The sequence below is a fragment of the Paenarthrobacter sp. CAP02 genome, from assembly GCF_040137855.1.
Lineage (GTDB): Bacteria > Actinomycetota > Actinomycetes > Actinomycetales > Micrococcaceae > Arthrobacter.
The window spans coordinates 67,451-87,670 of sequence record NZ_JBEEII010000007.1 but is presented as its reverse complement, the minus strand read 5'-3'; the positions used below and the strand labels follow the sequence as shown (position 1 = coordinate 87,670).

The window sequence follows — 20,220 nt, the reverse complement described above, 5'->3', positions numbered from 1 at the left end:
GAGCGGGGACCCGGAAGATCGGCTTTTATCCCCGGAAGGAGGGTTATGACAACGCCTAGCAAGGTCTCCGCAGTTGCAGAGATCACCAACGATTTCAAGGAATCGAACGCGGCTGTCCTGACCGAATACCGCGGGCTCACTGTTGCACAGCTCAAGGAACTGCGTGTTGCACTCGGCCAGGACACCAAGTTCTCGGTCGTCAAGAACACCCTGAGCGCCATTGCAGCCAAGGAAGCTGGAGTTGAAGCATTCAACGATCAGCTTGCCGGCCCCACTGCAATCGCCTTCATCAAGGGTGACGCTGTTGCTGCTGCAAAGAGCCTGACGGACTTTGCCAAGGCCAACAAGCAGCTGGTCATCAAGACCGGCGTCTTCGAAGGCAAGGCATTGGACGCAGCAGGAGTTGCCGCACTGGCAGCCCTCGAGTCCCGCGAACTGCAGCTTGCCCGCGTTGCTGGTGTCCTCAAGGCTCCCGCATCCGCTGCTGCACGCATCATCGACGCTCTGCGCCTCAAGCTTGAAGAAGAGGGCGGCGCATCTGCACCGGCCGCTGAAGAAGCCCCGGCCGCCGAAGAGGCTGCAACAGAGGAAGCTCCGGCTGCTGAAGAAGCACCGGCCGCTGCCGAAGCTGCAACCGAAGAGAACTAAGTTCTCCCCTCAATCAAACTCTGGTGCCTGGACCGGTTTAGCCCGGATCCGCACCAACTAATGGAAGGACGCCACCATGGCGAAGCTCAGCAACGAAGAGCTCATTGAAGCTTTCAAGGAACTGACCATCATCGAGCTCTCCGAGTTCGTCAAGCTCTTCGAAGAGACCTTCGAAGTTACGGCTGCTGCTGTTGCAGTTGCTGGCCCCGCTGCCGGCGGTGCTGCTGAAGCTGCTGAAGAGAAGACTGACTTCGACGTCATCCTCGAAGCTGCTGGCGACAAGAAGATCGCAGTGATCAAGGAAGTTCGCGCCATCACCTCCCTCGGCCTCAAGGAAGCCAAGGACCTGGTTGACAGCGCACCGAAGGCTGTTCTCGAAGGCGCCAACAAGGAAGCTGCCGAGAAGGCAAAGGCTCAGCTCGAAGAAGCTGGCGCAACGGTTACCCTCAAGTAACTCGTTTTGCTTGTGGAAGCCCCGTTCGGTTCGCCGGGCGGGGCTTCCTGCTTTAAGCACCAACGCGGGGTCACTTGCGGCCCATCCCCAGGGGGATTTACCGGCCGTAAGTGACCCCGCGTTGACCTAGGAAGGTTCGCTGATGTCCGCCACGGTCGCCCCGAGTGCCGCAGTAAGCGAGTCGGCGTCCACGAAAGCGCTGCGGCCATGCGCGCCCGCGCCCATAGAGATTCGACGCCCCGTGATGGTGGCGTCGGCGTACACCGGCCACGCGGTGGTACTGCCCAAGGGCGTAATGGTTCCGCGTTCGTAGCCGGTGGCAGCCAAAGCGATGTCGGCGTGGGGGAGCGAGAGCTTGTTGACGCCCACCAATGCGCGCAGCTTCGGCCAGGAAATCTGGCGATCCCCAGGAATGAGGGCGAACAGGAAGCTCCCATCGCGGTGTTTGACCACCAGCGACTTCACGATGTCCGCGGGGCTGATGCCCAGGATGCCAGCCGCCTCTTCGAGGCTGCGGGCAGCGGGACGTTCGACGACGTCGACGTCCAGTCCGCGGGCGGCGGCATCCTTTAGGAAGCGCTCGGCTCCGTCCATCACGTTTTCAGACATGCTGTCTCCTATCAGTCGCGGTACAGGAGCAAGGCCTCGCCCTGCCCGCCGCCACCGCACAGGGAAACGGCGGCTTTGCCCGTCCCCCGGCGCTTGAGTTCGTGGGCTGCGTGGAGGGCCAACCGGGCACCGGAGGCGCCGATGGGATGCCCGAGTGCGATGGCGCCGCCGTGGATGTTGCACTTTTCCAGGGGATAGCGGAGGTCCTTCAAAGACTGGACAGCCACTGAACCGAACGCTTCATTGATCTCGATGAAGTCCAGGTCCTCTGCCGTCCACCCCGCCCGCTTCAGCGCCTGGGCGATCGCATTGGACGGCTGGGAGTGCAGGGAATTGTCAGGTCCGGCCACCTGGCCCGGCTTACCGACCACGGCCAGGTACTCCAAACCGTTGTCCTCGGCGAAGCGGCGACTTGCCAGCACCAGTGCGGAGGCGCCGTCGGACAGGGGAGAGGAATTGCCGGCTGTGATGGTGCCGTCCGTGGCGAAGGCTGCCTTGAGGGGTGCCAACGTTTCCACGGTGGTGTTCGGCCGCACTCCTTCGTCCGTGGTGAGGACCACCGGATCGCCCTTGCGCTGCTTCACGCTGACCGGAGCGATTTCGACGTCGAACGTCCCGTCTGCGATGGCCGCGGCGGCCCGCTGGTGTGAAGCGGCCGCGACCTCGTCCTGGGAGGTGCGGTCAATGCCGAGCGTGACGTTCTTGGTTTCGGTGGAAAGACCCATTGACTGGCCATCGAAGGCATCGGTGAGGCCGTCGTGGGCGGCGACGTCCAGGGCCTGGATGGCTCCGTAGGTCCATCCCTGCCGGGAACCCGGCAGGAGGTGGGGAGCGCGGCTCATGGATTCCTGGCCACCGGCAACCACCACTGTCGCGTCCCCGCTGCGGATCATGCGCGCAGCATCGATCACTGCGGTCAATCCGGAGAGGCACACTTTGTTGATGGTTACGGCCGGGATGTTCCACCCGATACCTGCGGCGATGGCGCTCTGGCGGGCCGGATTCTGTCCGGCGCCGGCCTGCAGTACCTGGCCCATAATGACGGCGTCCACCTGTTCGGCTTTCGCGCCGCTGGCTGCCAAGGCGGCTGTTATGGCGTGCGCACCAAGGTCGACGGCGGTGAATCCCGCCAGTTGCCCGTTGAGCCGACCCTGTGGGGTTCGGGAAGCAGCAAGAATGACAACATCATTGTCGTCAGCGGAGTTGGTCATGGTCTCTCTTCCGATCCGGGAGTGGTGTAGCAAGGCTATCGCGGGCAAGCGTGAACCTACTCCCTTCAACGAAGGCGCCCATCAAGGCATTCCTTGCGCATCATGCGTGGGCATGTAGGTGCCTTCAGCAACGGTGCTTGCAATCCCGGACGATCTGGGGTAGACAGGAAGGCTGTTTTCCCGTATTGTAGATATTTGCGTCTTCCCTGTTAACCTTCAGCCTTCATATAGCGGTGGGCTTTACCTCTCAGCTGCGTCATTGACGTGCCGTTCCTCAACGTGCACGGCCTTGGGCAGGCTGGGTCCGGGTCATATAGCGGAACCGGAACAAGTATCCTGCGGAGCACTCCGCGGAATGCAAACGGGGGAGATCTGAAAACGCCTGAAGGTCTGTGGAAGGATCCCTCTTGGTCGCCTCGAGCACCTCTAATAACGAAACCGCTAACACGGCAAGCACCGATGGTGCCACCCGCCGCCTCTCATTCGCAAAGATTCACGAACCCCTTGATGTTCCGAATCTTCTCGCCCTGCAGACTGACAGCTTTGACTGGCTGGTCGGAAACGAACGCTGGCAGGCGCGGGTAGCGAAGGCTGTCGAGGAGGGCGACCTCAGCGTCGCCACCACCTCCGGACTTGCCGACATCTTCGAAGAGATCTCCCCTATCGAGGACTTCCAGGGCACCATGTCCCTGAGCTTCTCCGAGCCGGAGTTCGCTGACCCGAAGTACACCATGGCCGAATGTAAAGACCGTGACGCCACCTACTCGGCCCCGCTGTACGTCAAGGCCGAGTTCATGAACAACAACACGGGCGAGATCAAGCAGCAGACCGTGTTCATGGGCGACTTCCCCCTCATGACCGAGAAGGGAACGTTCGTCGTCAACGGCACCGAGCGTGTCGTCGTCTCCCAGCTGGTCCGTTCGCCGGGCGCCTACTTTGAGCGCACCGCAGACAAGACCAGTGACAAGGACATCTTCACCGCGAAGATCATCCCGTCCCGTGGCGCATGGTTCGAACTCGAAATCGACAAGCGCGACCAGGTCGGCGTTCGCCTTGACCGTAAGCGCAAGCAGTCGGTCACGGTTCTCCTGAAGGCCCTCGGCTGGACCGAAGGCCAGATCCTGGAAGAGTTCGGCCAGTACGACTCCATGCGTGCAACCCTGGAGAAGGACGCCACCGAAACCCGCGAAGACGCCCTTCTGGACATCTACCGCAAGCTGCGTCCGGGCGAGCCGCCCACAGTCGAGGCTGCCCAGTCCCTGCTGGACAACCTGTACTTCAACGCCAAGCGCTACGATCTGGCCAAGGTTGGCCGTTACAAGATCAACCGCAAGCTCGGCATCGACCGCTCCCTTGGCGACAAGGAAGCTTCGGTCCTGCACGTTGAAGACATCGTTGCCATGATCAAGTTCCTCGTTGCGCTCCACGCCGGCGAGAAGACCCTCATGGGCAAGCGCGATGGCCAGGACCACGAGCTCCGCGTCGACATCGACGACATCGACCACTTCGGCAACCGTCGCATCCGCGCCGTTGGCGAACTGATCGAGAACCAGGTCCGCACCGGTCTGTCCCGTATGGAACGCGTTGTTCGCGAACGCATGACCACGCAGGACGTCGAGGCCATCACGCCGCAGACACTGATCAACATCCGTCCCGTTGTTGCAGCCATCAAGGAGTTCTTCGGAACCTCCCAGCTGTCGCAGTTCATGGACCAGAACAACCCGCTCTCGGGTCTGACCCACAAGCGCCGCCTGTCGGCACTTGGCCCGGGTGGTCTGTCCCGCGACCGTGCAGGCATGGAAGTCCGAGACGTTCACCCGTCCCACTACGGACGTATGTGCCCCATCGAAACCCCTGAAGGCCCGAACATTGGTCTGATCGGTTCGTTGGCTTCCTACGGCCGCATCAACCCGTTCGGCTTCATCGAGACGCCGTACCGCTTGGTGTCCAACGGTGTTGTCTCGGATGAGGTCCAGTACCTCACCGCCGACGACGAAGCAGAGGTCCTGATTGCACAGGCCAACGCTCCGCTGGATGCTGACAAGAAGTTCTCCGAAGAGACCGTCCTTGTCCGTGCCCGTGGTGGTGGAGGCGAGCCCGTCCTGGTTCCCGCAGGCGAGGTCCAGTTCATGGACGTTTCCCCGCGCCAGATGGTGTCCGTGGCAACGGCCCTTATTCCGTTCCTTGAGCATGACGATGCAAACCGCGCACTCATGGGTGCCAACATGCAGCGCCAGGCTGTGCCGCTGGTCCGTTCCGAGGCTCCTTTCGTGGGTACCGGCATGGAACGTGCAGCCGCCGTCGACGCCGGTGACGTTGTCATCGCGAAGAAGGCAGGTGTGGTTACCGAGGTTTCCGCCGAGCTCGTTGTGATGATCAACGACGACGGCACCGAAACCAACTACCGCATCAACAAGTTCGCCCGTTCCAACCAGGGCAACTGCTACAACCACCGCGTCCTGGTCAACGAAGGCCAGCGCCTGGAAGTTGGCGGCATCATCGCTGACGGTCCCGCAACGGACCAGGGTGAGCTCGCCCTCGGTAAGAACCTGCTCGTGGCATTCATGTCATGGGAAGGCCACAACTTCGAGGACGCCATCATCCTGTCCCAGCGCATCGTCGCTGAGGATGTTCTTTCCTCCATCCACATCGAGGAGCACGAAATTGATGCCCGCGACACCAAGCTTGGTGCCGAGGAAATCACCCGTGACATCCCCAACGTGTCCGAGGAAGTCCTGGCAGGCCTGGACGAGCGCGGCATCATCCACATCGGTGCCGAGGTTGAAGCCGGCGACATCCTGGTAGGCAAGGTCACCCCCAAGGGTGAAACTGAGCTGACCCCGGAAGAGCGCCTGCTGCGTGCCATCTTCGGTGAGAAGTCCCGCGAAGTCCGTGACACCTCGCTGAAGGTGCCCCACGGCGAGTCCGGTACGGTCATCGGCGTGCGCGTCTTCGACCGCGACAACGACGACGAACTGCCCCCGGGCGTGAACCAGCTGGTCCGCGTCTACGTTGCAGCCAAGCGTAAGATCACCGACGGCGACAAGCTCGCCGGCCGTCACGGCAACAAGGGTGTTATCTCCAAGATCCTGCCGATCGAGGACATGCCCTTCCTTGCAGACGGTACCCCGGTGGACATCGTCCTGAACCCGCTTGGTGTTCCGGGTCGTATGAACGTTGGCCAGGTCCTGGAAACCCACCTCGGTTGGGTTGCCAAGACCGGTTGGAAGATCGAAGGCGAGCCGGAGTGGGTCAAGAACCTGCCCAACCTGCCCCGTGAAACCGGCCAGACCACCGTTGCCACCCCGGTGTTCGATGGCGCCCGTGAAGAAGAAATCACTGGCCTGCTTGACTCCACCAACGTGACCCGTGACGGCGACCGCCTGATCGATTCCTCCGGCAAGACCCGTCTGTTCGACGGCCGCTCCGGCGAGCCGTTCCCGGACCCGATCTCCGTCGGTTACATGTACATCCTGAAGCTCCACCACCTGGTGGACGACAAGATCCACGCGCGCTCCACCGGCCCGTACTCCATGATCACGCAGCAGCCGCTGGGTGGTAAGGCGCAGTTCGGTGGCCAGCGCTTCGGTGAAATGGAAGTGTGGGCGCTCGAAGCTTACGGTGCCGCCTACACCCTTCAGGAACTCCTCACGATCAAGTCGGATGACATCCATGGCCGTGTGAAGGTCTACGAAGCCATCGTCAAGGGCGAAAACATCCCTGAGCCTGGCGTTCCCGAGTCCTTCAAGGTCTTGATCAAGGAAATGCAGTCGTTGTGCCTGAACGTGGAAGTTCTTTCCACGGACGGAACCACGATCGAAATGCGTGACTCTGATGACGCAGTCTTCACGGCTGCGGAAGAACTGGGCATCGATCTGTCTCGTGCAGAGCCCAGTTCCGTAGAAGAGGTTTAGCAGCGGTTCCGGCGGGCGGTGATCAACCACTGTCCGCCGGAACAGCTCCCTCTTCCCGTAACCAAGACTTCAGAATTTAGAGAACAAGAGAGAACAGGGACCATATGTCCAGCGAATCCTCCTTCGGCCTCATGCAGATCGGCCTCGCCACCGCGGAAGACATCCGCGGATGGTCTTACGGTGAGGTCAAGAAGCCGGAAACCATCAACTACCGCACGCTCAAGCCTGAGAAGGACGGCCTTTTCTGCGAGAAGATCTTCGGACCGTCCCGCGACTGGGAGTGCTACTGCGGTAAGTACAAGCGCGTGCGCTTCAAGGGCATCATCTGCGAGCGTTGTGGTGTGGAAGTTACCCGCGCCAAGGTACGCCGTGAGCGCATGGGCCACATCGAACTGGCCGCGCCTGTAACCCACATCTGGTACTTCAAGGGCGTTCCCTCGCGCTTGGGCTACCTTTTGGACCTGGCACCGAAGGACCTTGAGAAGGTCATCTACTTCGCTGCCTACATGATCACCAGCGTTGACACTGAAAGCCGTCACGCCGAACTGCCGAACCTCCAGGTCGAGCACGACCTCGAGAAGAAGCAGATGATCGACAACCGCGACAGCGACATCGCCACGATCGCCCGCGACCTTGAGGACGAGCTTGCCCGTCTTGAAGGCGAAGGCGCCAAAGCTGCCGACAAGAAGAAGGCCCGCGACTCTGCCGACCGCCAGATGGCGAACGTCCGCAAGCGTGCCGACGCCGACATCGAGCGCCTTGAGCAGGTCTGGGACCGCTTCAAGAACCTGAAGGTCGCTGACCTCGAAGGTGACGAGGGCCTGTACCGCGAACTCCGCGACCGTTACGGTCTGTACTTCGAGGGCTCCATGGGCGCCGAGGCCATCAAGAAGCGCCTTGAGACCTTCGACATGCAGGCTGAAGCTGAGTCACTGCGCGACACCATCCAGAACGGCAAGGGCCAGCGCAAGACGCGTGCCCTGAAGCGCCTGAAGGTTGTCAACGCGTTCCTGACCACCAACAACAGCCCGCTCGGCATGGTTCTCGACGCCGTCCCGGTGATCCCGCCGGAACTGCGCCCGATGGTCCAGTTGGACGGTGGCCGCTTCGCGACCTCCGACCTCAACGACCTCTACCGTCGTGTGATCAACCGCAACAACCGACTCAAGCGCCTGCTTGACCTGGGTGCTCCGGAGATCATCGTCAACAATGAGAAGCGCATGCTTCAGGAAGCTGTTGACAGCCTCTTCGACAACGGCCGTCGTGGCCGTCCGGTCACGGGTCCGGGCAACCGTCCGCTGAAGTCCCTGAGCGACATGCTCAAGGGCAAGCAGGGTCGTTTCCGCCAGAACCTCCTCGGCAAGCGTGTTGACTACTCCGGCCGTTCGGTCATCGTCGTCGGCCCGCAGCTGAAGCTGCACCAGTGTGGTCTGCCCAAGCAGATGGCCCTGGAGCTCTTCAAGCCGTTCGTCATGAAGCGCCTGGTTGACCTCAACCACGCCCAGAACATCAAGTCGGCAAAGCGCATGGTCGAGCGTTACCGTCCGCAGGTTTGGGACGTGCTGGAAGAGATCATCACCGAACACCCGGTGCTGCTCAACCGTGCACCTACCCTGCACCGCCTCGGCATCCAGGCCTTCGAACCGCAGCTTGTGGAAGGCAAGGCAATCCAGCTTCACCCGCTGGTTTGTGGCGCCTTCAACGCTGACTTCGACGGCGACCAGATGGCAGTCCACCTGCCGCTGAGCCCGGAAGCCCAGGCCGAAGCACGCATCCTGATGCTGTCCTCGAACAACATCCTGAAGCCGTCCGACGGTCGTCCGGTGACCCTGCCTTCGCAGGATATGATCATCGGCCTGTACCACCTGACCACCAAGCGCGTCGGTTCCGCCGGCGAGGGCCGCATCTTCTCCTCGGTTTCAGAAGCGATCATGGCGTACGACGCCCGTGACCTGCACCTGAACTCGCAGATCAAGATCCGCCTTGACGACTTCGTGCCGTACGCAGGCTGGGAAGCTCCGGAAGGTTGGGAGCCCGGTCAGCCGGCTCTCGTCGAAACCTCCCTGGGCCAGGTCATCTTCAACCAGACGCTGCCCGAGGATTACCCGTGGGTTGAGGCTGTTGCCGACAAGGGCGAACTGTCCCGGATCGTCAACGACCTCGCTGAGCGCTACCCGAAGGTTGTCACGGCTGCAACGCTGGATAACCTGAAGGACGCCGGCTTCTACTGGGCCACCCGTTCGGGTGTCACGGTTGCCATCTCCGACATCGAGGTTCCGGCTTCCAAGCCGGGCATCCTTGCCGGTTACGAAGGCATGGCTGCCAAGATCCAGGGCCAGTACGACAAGGGCCTGATCGACGACGACGAGCGTCGCCAGGAACTGATCGAGATCTGGAACAAGGCAACCAACGAGATCGCCCAGGCGATGCGTGACAGCCTGTCCCCGATGAACACCATCAACCGCATGGTGTCCTCCGGTGCACGTGGTAACTGGATGCAGGTCCGCCAGATCGCGGGTATCCGTGGTCTTGTGGCCAACCCGAAGGGTGAGATTATTCCTCGCCCGATCAAGTCCTCCTACCGCGAGGGCCTGTCGGTTCTGGAATACTTCATCGCCACGCACGGTGCCCGTAAGGGTCTGGCCGATACCGCTCTCCGTACCGCCAACTCGGGTTACCTGACCCGTCGTCTGGTGGACGTTTCGCAGGACGTCATTGTCCGCGAAGAGGACTGCGGTACCGAGCGCGGCCTGGTCACCCCGATCGCCGTGCCGGACGCCAATGGTGAACTCGTCATGGACGAGAACGTCGAGAACAGCGCCTACGCACGTACGCTGGCTGTCGACGTCGTCGATGCCCAGGGCAATGTCCTGGCTGCCGGCGGCACCGACTGTGGTGACGTTGTCATCGACCAGCTGCTTGCTGCAGGCATCACCGAGGTCAAGGTCCGCTCCGTACTCACCTGTGAGTCCAAGGTCGGTACCTGTGCACTTTGCTATGGCCGTTCGTTGGCTACGGGTAAGACCGTGGACATCGGCGAGGCCGTGGGCATCATCGCCGCACAGTCCATCGGTGAGCCGGGTACCCAGCTGACCATGCGTACGTTCCACACCGGTGGTGCTGTCTCCGCCGGTGGTGGCGACGACATCACCCAGGGTCTGCCCCGTATCCAGGAGCTCTTCGAAGCCCGTACTCCGAAGGGTGTCGCACCGATTGCTGAAGCAGCCGGCCGCATCACCATCGAAGAGTCCGAGCGCCAGATGCGACTGGTCATCACTCCGGACGATGGTTCCGAAGAGATTGCCTACCCGGTGCTGCGCCGTTCCCGCCTCCTCATCGAGGATGGCGAGCACGTCAGCGTCGGCCAGAAGCTGATCAACGGTCCGGTGGACCCGAAGCAGGTTCTGCGCATCATGGGTCCGCGTGCTGCACAGAAGTTCCTCGTGGACGAAGTACAGGGCGTTTACCGCAGCCAGGGCATTGGTATCCACGACAAGCACGTCGAGGTTATCGTCCGCCAGATGCTGCGCCGCGTGACTGTCATCGAGTCCGGCGACTCCGACTTGCTCCCCGGTGAGCTTGCAGAGCGCGCCCGCTTCGAGGACGAGAACCGCCGCGTCGTGTCCGAGGGCAAGGCACCGGCTTCCGGCCGTCCGGAACTCATGGGTATCACCAAGGCTTCCTTGGCTACCGAGTCCTGGCTGTCGGCTGCTTCCTTCCAGGAAACCACCCGCGTCCTGACGCAGGCGGCCATGGAAGGCAAGAGCGATCCTCTGCTCGGCCTCAAGGAAAACGTCATCATCGGTAAGCTCATCCCGGCTGGTACGGGTCTGCCCCGCTACACAGAGGTCACTGTGGAGCCGACGGAAGAAGCGAAGGCAAGCCTGTTCACGGGCCCCAGCGCTTTCACCGATTTCTCCTATGACGCCCTGGGCGGCGACGGTGCTCCCGAGTTCCACGCCATCCCGTTGGATGACTACGATCTCGGCAACGACTTCCGCTAAAAAACGGTTGTCAGCGCCTTGACGGTCGGGTCCCGCACTTTCGAGTGCGGGACCTGACCCGTTTAACCCGCCTTCCGCTGGGGTGACCCGGGGGAGTGGAGGACGACGGCGGCTGCCGGCTTCCGCCGTCGTCCTCCATACACCCGATTAAGGCGCCAGATCAAGCCGTGCTAGACTTTTGGTAATTGTTCTGTGTGGCAGTGGATGAAGGCCGCCGCAGCATCATTTTGGTTTTGTTCTCATGGTGCTGGGTGGAGCCTGTTTCCGGGTTGCGGGCAACATGCGCAACGAATGCCGCACTTTTGCACGCCTACCGGAGTTTCGGCCGGCTGCACGAGCAACGCCAAAGTTCCCACGTTTACACCGGCTGGCGCCGTTGTGTGGGGGCAGAGATCAAACAACGGAGAACACGAAAGTGCCTACGATTAACCAGCTGGTCCGCAAGGGCCGCACGCCGAAGGTCTCCAAGACCAAGGCTCCCGCGCTGAAGGGCAGCCCGATGCGCCGCGGTGTTTGCACCCGCGTTTACACCACCACCCCCAAGAAGCCGAACTCGGCTCTTCGTAAGGTGGCACGTGTACGCCTCAACGGTGGCGTTGAAGTTACCGCCTACATCCCCGGTGTTGGCCACAACCTCCAGGAGCACTCCATCGTGCTCGTCCGTGGTGGTCGTGTGAAGGACCTTCCGGGTGTCCGCTACAAGATCGTCCGTGGCGCACTCGACACCCAGGGTGTCAAGAACCGCAAGCAGGCCCGCAGCCGTTACGGCGCAAAGATGGAGAAGAAGTAATATGCCTCGCAAGGGTCCGGCCCCGAAGCGGCCGCTAGTTTCCGATCCCGTTTACGGCTCCCCGTTGGTCACGCAGCTGATCAACAAGGTTCTGGTTGACGGCAAGAAGTCCACCGCAGAGCGCATCGTTTACGGCGCACTCGAAGGTGCACGTGCCAAGTCCGGCGGCGACCCCGTTGCCGCCCTCAAGAAGGCCATGGACAACGTCAAGCCTTCCCTCGAGGTGCGTTCACGCCGTGTTGGTGGCGCCACCTACCAGGTTCCGGTTGAGGTCAAGCCGGGCCGCTCCACCGCCCTCGCTCTGCGTTGGCTCGTGGGCTACTCCAAGGCCCGCCGGGAGAAGACCATGACCGAGCGTCTCCAGAACGAAATCCTGGATGCGTCCAATGGTCTTGGTGCCGCTGTGAAGCGTCGCGAAGACACCCACAAGATGGCCGAGTCCAACAAGGCCTTCGCACACTACCGCTGGTAAAACTTCCCGGACGCCGCCGGCTCAACAGAGTCGGCGGCGAACGTGTAGTCCATCCGAAAGGGAGACCCCGTGGCACAGGACGTGCTTACCGACCTTAATAAGGTCCGCAACATCGGCATCATGGCCCACATCGATGCCGGCAAGACCACCACTACCGAGCGCATCCTGTTCTACACGGGTGTGAACCACAAGATCGGCGAAACGCACGACGGCGCTTCGACGACTGACTGGATGGAACAGGAAAAGGAACGCGGCATCACCATCACGTCTGCCGCCGTGACCTGTTTCTGGAACCAGAACCAGATCAACATCATCGACACCCCGGGCCACGTGGACTTCACGGTTGAGGTTGAGCGCTCCCTGCGCGTCCTCGACGGTGCAGTCGCAGTGTTCGACGGCAAGGAAGGCGTGGAGCCGCAGTCCGAGACTGTTTGGCGCCAGGCTGACAAGTACAACGTTCCGCGTATCTGCTTCGTCAACAAGATGGACAAGCTGGGTGCTGACTTCTACTTCACCGTAGACACCATCATCTCCCGCCTTGGTGCCAAGCCGCTGGTCATGCAGCTGCCCATCGGTGCCGAGAACGACTTCATCGGTGTCGTCGACCTCCTCGAAATGCGTGCCCTGGTTTGGCCTGGCGACGCTAAGGGTGACGTCACCATGGGTGCTTCCTACGAAGTACAGGAAATCCCGGCGGACCTCCAGGCCAAGGCCGAGGAGTACCGTGCACAGCTCGTTGAGACTGTGGCCGAATCTTCCGAAGAACTCATGGAGAAGTACCTCGAAGGTGAAGAACTCACCCTCGAAGAGATCAAAGCCGGCATCCGCAAGATGACCATCAACTCTGAGCTCTACCCGGTCTTCTGTGGTTCTGCCTTCAAGAACCGCGGCGTTCAGCCGATGCTGGATGCTGTTGTCGACTTCCTGCCGAACCCGCTCGACGTCCCGCCGATGATCGGTCACGATCCCCGCGACGAAGAGAAGGAACTGACCCGTAAGCCTTCTGCAGACGAGCCGTTCTCGGCCCTCGCCTTCAAGATTGCTGCGCACCCGTTCTTCGGCCAGCTGACGTTCGTCCGCGTGTACTCCGGTCACGTCGAAGCAGGCGCCCAGGTGGTCAACTCCACCAAGGGCAAGAAGGAACGTATCGGCAAGCTGTTCCAGATGCACGCCAACAAGGAAATGCCCGTTGAGGGCGCTACCGCCGGCCACATCTACGCAGCTATCGGTCTGAAGGACACCACCACGGGCGACACCCTGTGCGATGCCAACAACCAGATCGTCCTTGAGTCCATGAGCTTCCCGGAGCCCGTGATCTCGGTTGCCATCGAGCCCAACACCAAGGGTGACCAGGAGAAGCTCTCCACGGCCATCCAGAAGCTCTCCGCTGAGGACCCGACCTTCCAGGTCTCCCTCAACGAAGACACGGGCCAGACCATCATCGCCGGCATGGGCGAGCTCCACCTGGACATCCTGGTGGACCGCATGCGCCGCGAATTCAAGGTCGAGGCAAACGTGGGCAAGCCGCAGGTTGCTTACCGCGAAACCATCAAGCGCGCCGTCGAGCGCCTTGACTACACGCACAAGAAGCAGACCGGTGGTTCGGGTCAGTTCGCAAAGATCCAGATCGCGATCGAGCCCATGGACACCGCTTCAGGCGAGCTGTACGCGTTCGAGAACAAGGTCACTGGTGGCCGCGTTCCCCGCGAGTACATCCCGTCCGTTGACGCCGGTATCCAGGATGCACTGAACGACGGCGTCCTGGCCGGTTACCCGGTTGTCGGCATCAAGGCCACGCTGATTGACGGCGCGTCCCACGATGTTGACTCCTCGGAAATGGCGTTCAAGATCGCTGGACGTATGGCTTTCAAGGAAGCTGCGCGCAAGGCGAACCCTGTTCTGCTCGAACCGCTGATGGATGTTGAGGTCCGCACACCTGAGGAATACATGGGTGATGTTATTGGTGACCTGAACGCCCGCCGTGGCCAGATGCAGTCCATGGAGGACGCAGCAGGTGTGAAGGTTATCCGTGCACACGTTCCGCTGTCCGGCATGTTCGGCTACATCGGTGACCTGCGGTCCAAGACCCAGGGTCGCGCTGTGTACTCCATGACGTTCAACAGCTACGCGGAGGTCCCGAAGGCAGTAGCCGACGAGATCATCCAGAAAACCCGCGGCGAGTAATCTCCCGGTAACGGATGCAATTCCGGTCCCGGGAAGGCATCTAAGCGTATGAGGTGGGGCTGCAGCGGAAGCTGCAGCCCGGCCCCTGCGCAAACAGGCTCTAGGAACTAAGATTGGTTCCTGAATCTGCAATTTCACCAAAACCAAGCCCCCAAGTAGACTTGCTAAAGTTTCTGCCGCGAAAAGCGCGGCCGAGGAGCACTTCACTTGAAATCGTTCTAGGAGGAACCTGTGGCAAAGGCAAAGTTCGAGCGGACTAAGCCGCACGTCAACATCGGCACCATTGGTCACGTTGACCACGGTAAGACGACGCTGACTGCCGCCATTTCCAAGGTGCTGTACGACCAGTACCCGGATCTCAACGAGCAGCGCGACTTCGCGTCGATCGACTCCGCTCCGGAAGAGCGCCAGCGCGGTATTACCATCAACATCTCCCACGTGGAGTACCAGACCGAGAAGCGCCACTACGCACACGTAGACGCCCCCGGTCACGCTGACTACATCAAGAACATGATCACCGGTGCTGCCCAGATGGACGGCGCAATCCTCGTGGTTGCCGCAACCGATGGTCCGATGGCTCAGACCCGTGAGCACGTTCTGCTCGCCCGCCAGGTTGGTGTTCCCTACCTGCTGGTCGCACTGAACAAGTCCGACATGGTTGATGACGAAGAACTCCTCGACCTCGTCGAAATGGAAGTTCGTGAGCTCCTGAGCTCGCAGGGCTTCGATGGCGATGAGGCTCCGGTTGTTCGCGTTTCCGGCCTCAAGGCTCTGGAAGGCGACCCGGTTTGGGTCAAGTCCGTACAGGACCTGATGGCAGCTGTCGACGAGTCCGTTCCGGACCCCGTACGTGACCGCGACAAGCCGTTCCTGATGCCGATCGAAGACGTCTTCACGATCACCGGTCGTGGCACCGTTGTAACGGGCCGCGCCGAGCGTGGAACCCTCGCCATCAACTCCGAGGTCGAGATCGTCGGCATCCGCCCGGTCCAGAAGACCACGGTTACCGGTATCGAGATGTTCCACAAGCAGCTCGACGAAGCATGGGCCGGCGAGAACTGTGGCCTCCTGCTCCGCGGTCTCAAGCGCGACGATGTCGAGCGTGGCCAGGTTGTCGTCAAGCCGGGTTCCATCACCCCGCACACCGACTTCGAGGCTAACGTCTACATCCTCTCCAAGGACGAAGGCGGACGTCACAACCCGTTCTACTCCAACTACCGCCCGCAGTTCTACTTCCGCACCACGGACGTAACCGGCGTTATCACCCTGCCGGAAGGCACGGAAATGGTTATGCCTGGCGACAACACTGAGATGACCGTTGCGCTCATCCAGCCGATCGCTATGGAAGAGGGCCTCGGCTTCGCTATCCGCGAAGGCGGCCGCACCGTTGGTTCGGGACGTGTCACCAGCATCATCAAGTAGTTTCTGCTTGTAGATCAGTGACCTTCCGGCCCAGCCGGTAGTTACGCACAGGAAGAGCCCCACCGCTTCTGCGGTGGGGCTCTTCTTTGCTATGATTTCTCTAACGAATGGATAAACGCGGCGGGATCGAGGCCGACAGATCTAAGGACCTTCCATGAATGGATTGCTCGTTTTGGTGCTCCTGGCAATGACCGGGGCGATCGCCTATGCCCTGGGGCTTAGGAGTGGAAGCAAGAGCCGGTCGCCTCAACCCGGCAGCAATGACTCCTCGGGAACGGATCCGGTTGCCGGAGCGGATGCCTACCGCGCGGGTTACCTGGCCGGGCACATGGCGGGCTGGCGTGACGCCGAAGCCCGTCGGGATCCTGCCGCAGAGACGACCAAGCAGGTACCGGACCCCCACGTTGGGGCTCCGTTTCCAAGAGTCAACCCAACGCCGACGATGCCTCTGCAACCGCCGACCTCCGTCACAGGTCCGTATTCCATGGTTCCGCCGGCGCCCCGGCAGCAGGGGCCCTACCAGCCCGCACCCCAGCATCAAGCGCCACGCCAACCCGTCGTTGCCAGGGTCCAGCAGGCACCTGTCCCTCGGGAGACGCCGGAAGCTGCGGCAGCCCGCAAGGAGAAGCGGGACCAGCAAAACATCAACATCACGCTCTATGTTGCAAGCCTTTTACTGGTAGCTGCGGGTGCCTTGTTTGTGGGTACAAGCCTGCCTGGAGTTTTCCGCTTCATCGGTATCTGGTTCATCACGGCCCTCTTCTATATCGCCGGACTCATCATCCACGCCAAGGTTCCCCGGCTTCGTCCGGCCGCTGTAGCTTTTGTAGGAACGGGGCTGGCTCTGATCCCGGTGACGGGGCTGGCGATGTACAACTTCGCCCTTCACGATGGTCCTGCAGCCTGGTTGGTGACGTCGTTGTTGGGCATGGCGATCTACTCCTATACCGCCGTTCGGCTGGATAACAAGGTCCTGGCGTTTCTTTCCCTCAGCTTTGTCGTCTCTACGGCCTGGTCAGGTGTTTCCGTCCTTGGGGGTGCCCTGGTGTGGTACTTCATCGCGATGATCGGGGTGGCCGTCCTGCTGACTTTGGGTGCGTTGTTGCGTCCGCGTTGGATACCGCCCCTTTATATCCGTCCGCTGATGATGCTGCATCCCTTCGTGGTGCCAGCGGTCGCCGTAGCTGTGACAGTGACTCCGGCGCTTCTGTCCAGAGGCGAGTACGCATTGGTCATGGCCGTATGTGGCACCTACTTCACGGTGATGGCCTTTGTCCCCGGCGGACTTTTCCGGCTCCAAAACGCCTATGCTGCCCGGCTCGCCTTCACTTTGGCGCTGCTGGGAGTCGTGTGGGACCTGTCTGAGGACGTAAGCCTGGTGATGTTCGCCGCCGTTGTTTGCCTCGGCGTCCAGTCGCTGGGGATCGCGTTCGCGGGGGAGAGGCTTGCCCCGCGGTTCTGGTGGAACGATGCCGTGTCGTGCTTGGGCTTGCAACTGGTGGCGGCAGCAGCCCTGACGGTGGTCCTGGGAATCGGTGAGTTCGATCTTGTCCCTTACCTGCCACTGTTTGCCGCGATGCTGACCGCCATGGTGGTGGGGTGGAAGGCAGGCGGCCGTGTGGAGTTCGCGCCGGGGGTCGTCGTGGCTGTGGCCCTCCCCTTCATGGGGGTGCTGGGCTCGTGGGCCCTCTCAGGCCTCCTGATATCTGCCGGGTTGTACTGGTTCCTCCGGGGTGCCATTCAACCGGGTGCATTTCGCGAGCACTTGATTCTTACCGGACGTATCGCCCTGACGCTGGGTGCGCCCGCAGTGGCGGCCGGAATCTTCGAAGACAGTGACAACCGGTTTGCCGCCTCTGTGCTGGCGTTCGTCGGTGCCGCCGTCCTTCAGCAAGTAGCCAATGCCCTCCTGATGGGAGGTGGAGTCCGGCTCTTGGCGCCGTGGGTGTCGACCGCAGCCTTCGGCGGTTCCGGGATGGCGGGGCTACTAATCCTGCCGGTAGTCGATCACGTGGCAGGACGGCCTGCCGTGGTCACGGCTGTCTACTTGGTCCTGCTGGCAGGCGTCGCCTCCGGATTCTTGCTCTTCCGTCGGGACGCTGAAGGTGACGGTTCGCGGCGACCGGCTATGTGGGAGTTCCTTGCCCCGGGTGCGGTCCTCGTCGCCGGGGTGGTGGGCGCGGTGTCGGTGTCCCTCGCCCTGGGCAACGTGGTTCTCCTGGTCGGGATCGGGTATTTCTGCCTCACTGCTTTGAGGCTCGCCCCGTCCTTGCATCGTCAGTGCTACTGGTGGCTGGTCCGGGCGTCGGCTACTTTGCTGGCGGCATCAGCAACCTACGACGCCACTCGCGACAACGGAGGCTTGCGGATAGCAGGGGAAATGCCGTCGGTTGCGGTTGTCGTCGTCGCCATGGGCGCACTTCAGCTTGCCCTCCCGCTCCTGCCGGGCATGCGCCGACGCTACCCGCAAGCTTCCATGGCTGATGCAGGGGTCGTCCTGACAGTCATGGCTGCCGCCACCTCGATCCTGACGCTCGCAGGCAGCGTAGGACTCCTTCCAAAGCATGGGTGGCAGCCAGGGTTTACAGCAACGGCCACGGCCTTGGCCGCTGTTGCCTGCGGAGTGGTGCTTCGCCGCAACTCCGCCGCTTGGATCTTCGCCCCGGTGTCTCTTGCACTGCTTTTGGCCCTTCGGATGGCGAATATCCGTGACGTCGAAATACTCCTGGGCATCTTCGCGGCGTACTGCGGATACATGGTGTCCGTTATCCGTGAGCGTCGGGCCCGTGGGGGATACCTGTTGGGTGTCCGTGTCCTTGCGACCGCGTTCGCGGGCGTGGTCGCGGCCGATGTCTCTGACTCTGCCACGACCGTGTCCTTGGTGATCGCCTTTACCCTGGTGCTCCAGCATGTGGCTGGGCTGACCGTGCGCAGCCGGGGTACCGATGTCGCCTTCCAGCAGTTAACGGTGTGGGCCACCCTGGGTGTTCAGCTCGCCCTCCCGGTGGGTTACCTGCTGATGCGGAATTTCGACGGCGGTGGCCGGTGGGTGGTCCTCGTCGAGTTGGCGCTGGTCCTGGCCTGTGCCGCGATCGCCTGGCGTTACCTCAAGGTGCCTGGCTCAGAGTACTTCGTCATCGCCGCCGCGGGACTCGGCGTGGTCCTCGCTGGCCCTGCCGCCCGTTTTCCCACCGCGACCTGGTTGCATCAGCCCCTCCTGGACAAGTACCAGGTGCCCATGGTGCTGCTTGCGTTGTCCACCCTGAGCACCGTGGTGCGGTGCATCTTCGTCGCCCGGGGGTCCGGCGCCCCTGCCTCTAAGCAGGGGAGGGGCCGATGGTTCTGGCTATCTGCGGCACTGGGTTTCGTCGTTGCCGGCGGCCTCTTCTCGATCGGCGTCTCGCTGTCCCTCACCGGACTGTCGATGCTGGTCCTGGCCTTGGCGCTCTTTGCCACCTCACACATCGAGAGGGTCCCGTCCCTCTACGCTGCGGCGGCACCGGCTGTGCTGGTGGGCTCGATAATCACCGTCGATGGTTTGCTCGATGGGCACCCCATGGGTGTCTGGGCCGCATTCATGCCTTGGCTTGTGGGCGGGGTTGGCTCGTCAGTCCTCTTGTACTCCGCGAAACTTTTCGGAGGCCGGGAGGTTGCCGGCGTGCTGTGGCGCCGTAACGCGTTGACGGGGACCGCCGTCGTCGGCTTGGTTTCCGCTGCAGCGGTGGGCCTGCTACGGGACGGGACGGCCTTGGCCGGAGCGGCACTGGTCATCGCGGCGGGTGTGCTGGTGGTTGTTGAAATTCCGTACAACAAATGGCTGGCCGCTGAGGTGGCGGGGGTGCTCTCGGTGGCCGCTTTGCAGCGCGCGCTGCTGTTTGTGGACAATTCCCGGCCCGACTGGTTCTGGGCGATGCAGTGGTACGTGATCGCCTTGGCTGTTCTGGCAGGACTGCGCTACTTCAGGGGGCAACGGAGCGACGGACTGCTCCGGCTCTGCGTGGCAGCAGGTTTGTTGTCGGTGACATCCTTGGGCACGATCTTCGGCGGCACTCCGGCCCAGCAACTCTATGTGCTGGTAGCGCACGTTGTCCTTCTTGCAGTTGGCCTGCTGCTGGCCGAACGGGTCATCGTGTGGTGGGGCGCCGTCGGCGTTGCGCTCAGTATCATGTGGGCGCTGCGTTCTTACGCCTTTGCCATGCTGGCCCTCGTTGCGCTGGGGCTGATTGTGTTGGCGGTCTGGCGGCTGAACAAGCGACCCCACGCTGGTGTGGCGGACGAAGGCCCGAACAACAACCCGGGTGATGTCCCGTCGCAGGCCAAGGGCGGAATCCGATAATGTTGCAGTCTACGGAGAGGAGCCACGCATGGAATTCCTGATATTCCTCGCAGTCGTTGCAGCAATTGGTGGCGGTGTGGTCTGGGGACGGAAGAACTTCCGCAACGAAATCGACCGGGCCAAGCGCATCAGGCGCGCCAACAAGAACAACCGGTAACGCCCTACCACTGCTATTT

General features: G+C 61.9%; 12 protein-coding genes. 10 read left to right on the top strand and 2 right to left on the bottom strand.

The genetic code is table 11. The annotated features are described in order from the left end of the window. Window positions 1–45: 45 nt before the first annotated feature. Together rplJ and rplL are read left to right on the top strand one after the other, a co-directional pair. A complete protein-coding gene (gene rplJ / locus ABHM97_RS13600; RefSeq protein WP_235517132.1) occupies window positions 46–648 on the top strand; it encodes a 50S ribosomal protein L10 in 603 nt (200 codons plus the stop codon). A 76-nt stretch (window positions 649–724) separates the two neighbouring features. After that, window positions 725–1,102 (top strand): 50S ribosomal protein L7/L12, encoded by a 378-nt coding sequence (gene rplL, locus ABHM97_RS13595; protein ID WP_018776695.1) that lies wholly within the window; start codon window positions 725–727, stop codon window positions 1,100–1,102. Window positions 1,103–1,228: 126 nt separating this feature from the next. On the opposite strand, the gene ABHM97_RS13590 is transcribed toward rplL, so the two are convergent. Continuing rightward, on the bottom strand, window positions 1,229–1,711 hold the full coding sequence (locus tag ABHM97_RS13590) for an aminoacyl-tRNA deacylase (protein ID WP_235517131.1): 483 nt from the start codon (window positions 1,709–1,711) through the stop codon (window positions 1,229–1,231). Between the two features lie 11 nt (window positions 1,712–1,722). After that, window positions 1,723–2,922 (bottom strand): acetyl-CoA C-acetyltransferase, encoded by a 1,200-nt coding sequence (locus ABHM97_RS13585; RefSeq protein WP_235517130.1) that lies wholly within the window; start codon window positions 2,920–2,922, stop codon window positions 1,723–1,725. A 407-nt stretch (window positions 2,923–3,329) separates the two neighbouring features. Between ABHM97_RS13585 and rpoB the strand changes: the two genes are divergently transcribed. The 8 genes from rpoB (at window position 3,330) to ABHM97_RS13545 (ending at window position 20,201) form a co-directional block, all read left to right on the top strand. Then, entirely contained in the window at window positions 3,330–6,836 is a 3,507-nt protein-coding gene (gene rpoB / locus ABHM97_RS13580; protein WP_235517129.1) for a DNA-directed RNA polymerase subunit beta, read from the top strand. A 104-nt stretch (window positions 6,837–6,940) separates the two neighbouring features. Then, window positions 6,941–10,840, top strand: a complete 3,900-nt coding sequence (locus ABHM97_RS13575; protein WP_235517128.1) for a DNA-directed RNA polymerase subunit beta' — start codon at window positions 6,941–6,943, stop codon at window positions 10,838–10,840. Between the two features lie 415 nt (window positions 10,841–11,255). Further along, window positions 11,256–11,630 carry a 30S ribosomal protein S12 gene (gene rpsL / locus ABHM97_RS13570; RefSeq protein WP_009358312.1) on the top strand — a complete coding sequence of 125 codons (375 nt, stop codon included), beginning with the start codon at window positions 11,256–11,258 and terminating at the stop codon, window positions 11,628–11,630. A gap of 1 nt (window position 11,631) precedes the next feature. Beyond that, complete coding sequence (gene rpsG / locus ABHM97_RS13565; protein ID WP_003803829.1) at window positions 11,632–12,102, top strand: 30S ribosomal protein S7; 471 nt, start codon at window positions 11,632–11,634, stop codon at window positions 12,100–12,102. 69 nt (window positions 12,103–12,171) lie between these two features. Beyond that, window positions 12,172–14,286: an elongation factor G gene (gene fusA, locus ABHM97_RS13560; RefSeq protein WP_235517127.1), complete on the top strand. Its 2,115-nt coding sequence runs from the start codon at window positions 12,172–12,174 to the stop codon at window positions 14,284–14,286. A 231-nt stretch (window positions 14,287–14,517) separates the two neighbouring features. Then, window positions 14,518–15,708, top strand: a complete 1,191-nt coding sequence (tuf, locus tag ABHM97_RS13555) for an elongation factor Tu (protein ID WP_167263535.1) — start codon at window positions 14,518–14,520, stop codon at window positions 15,706–15,708. A gap of 154 nt (window positions 15,709–15,862) precedes the next feature. Next, window positions 15,863–20,044, top strand: a complete 4,182-nt coding sequence (locus ABHM97_RS13550) for a hypothetical protein (RefSeq protein ID WP_349471136.1) — start codon at window positions 15,863–15,865, stop codon at window positions 20,042–20,044. Between the two features lie 28 nt (window positions 20,045–20,072). Next, window positions 20,073–20,201 (top strand): hypothetical protein, encoded by a 129-nt coding sequence (locus ABHM97_RS13545; protein ID WP_255773628.1) that lies wholly within the window; start codon window positions 20,073–20,075, stop codon window positions 20,199–20,201. Window positions 20,202–20,220: the final 19 nt, after the last annotated feature.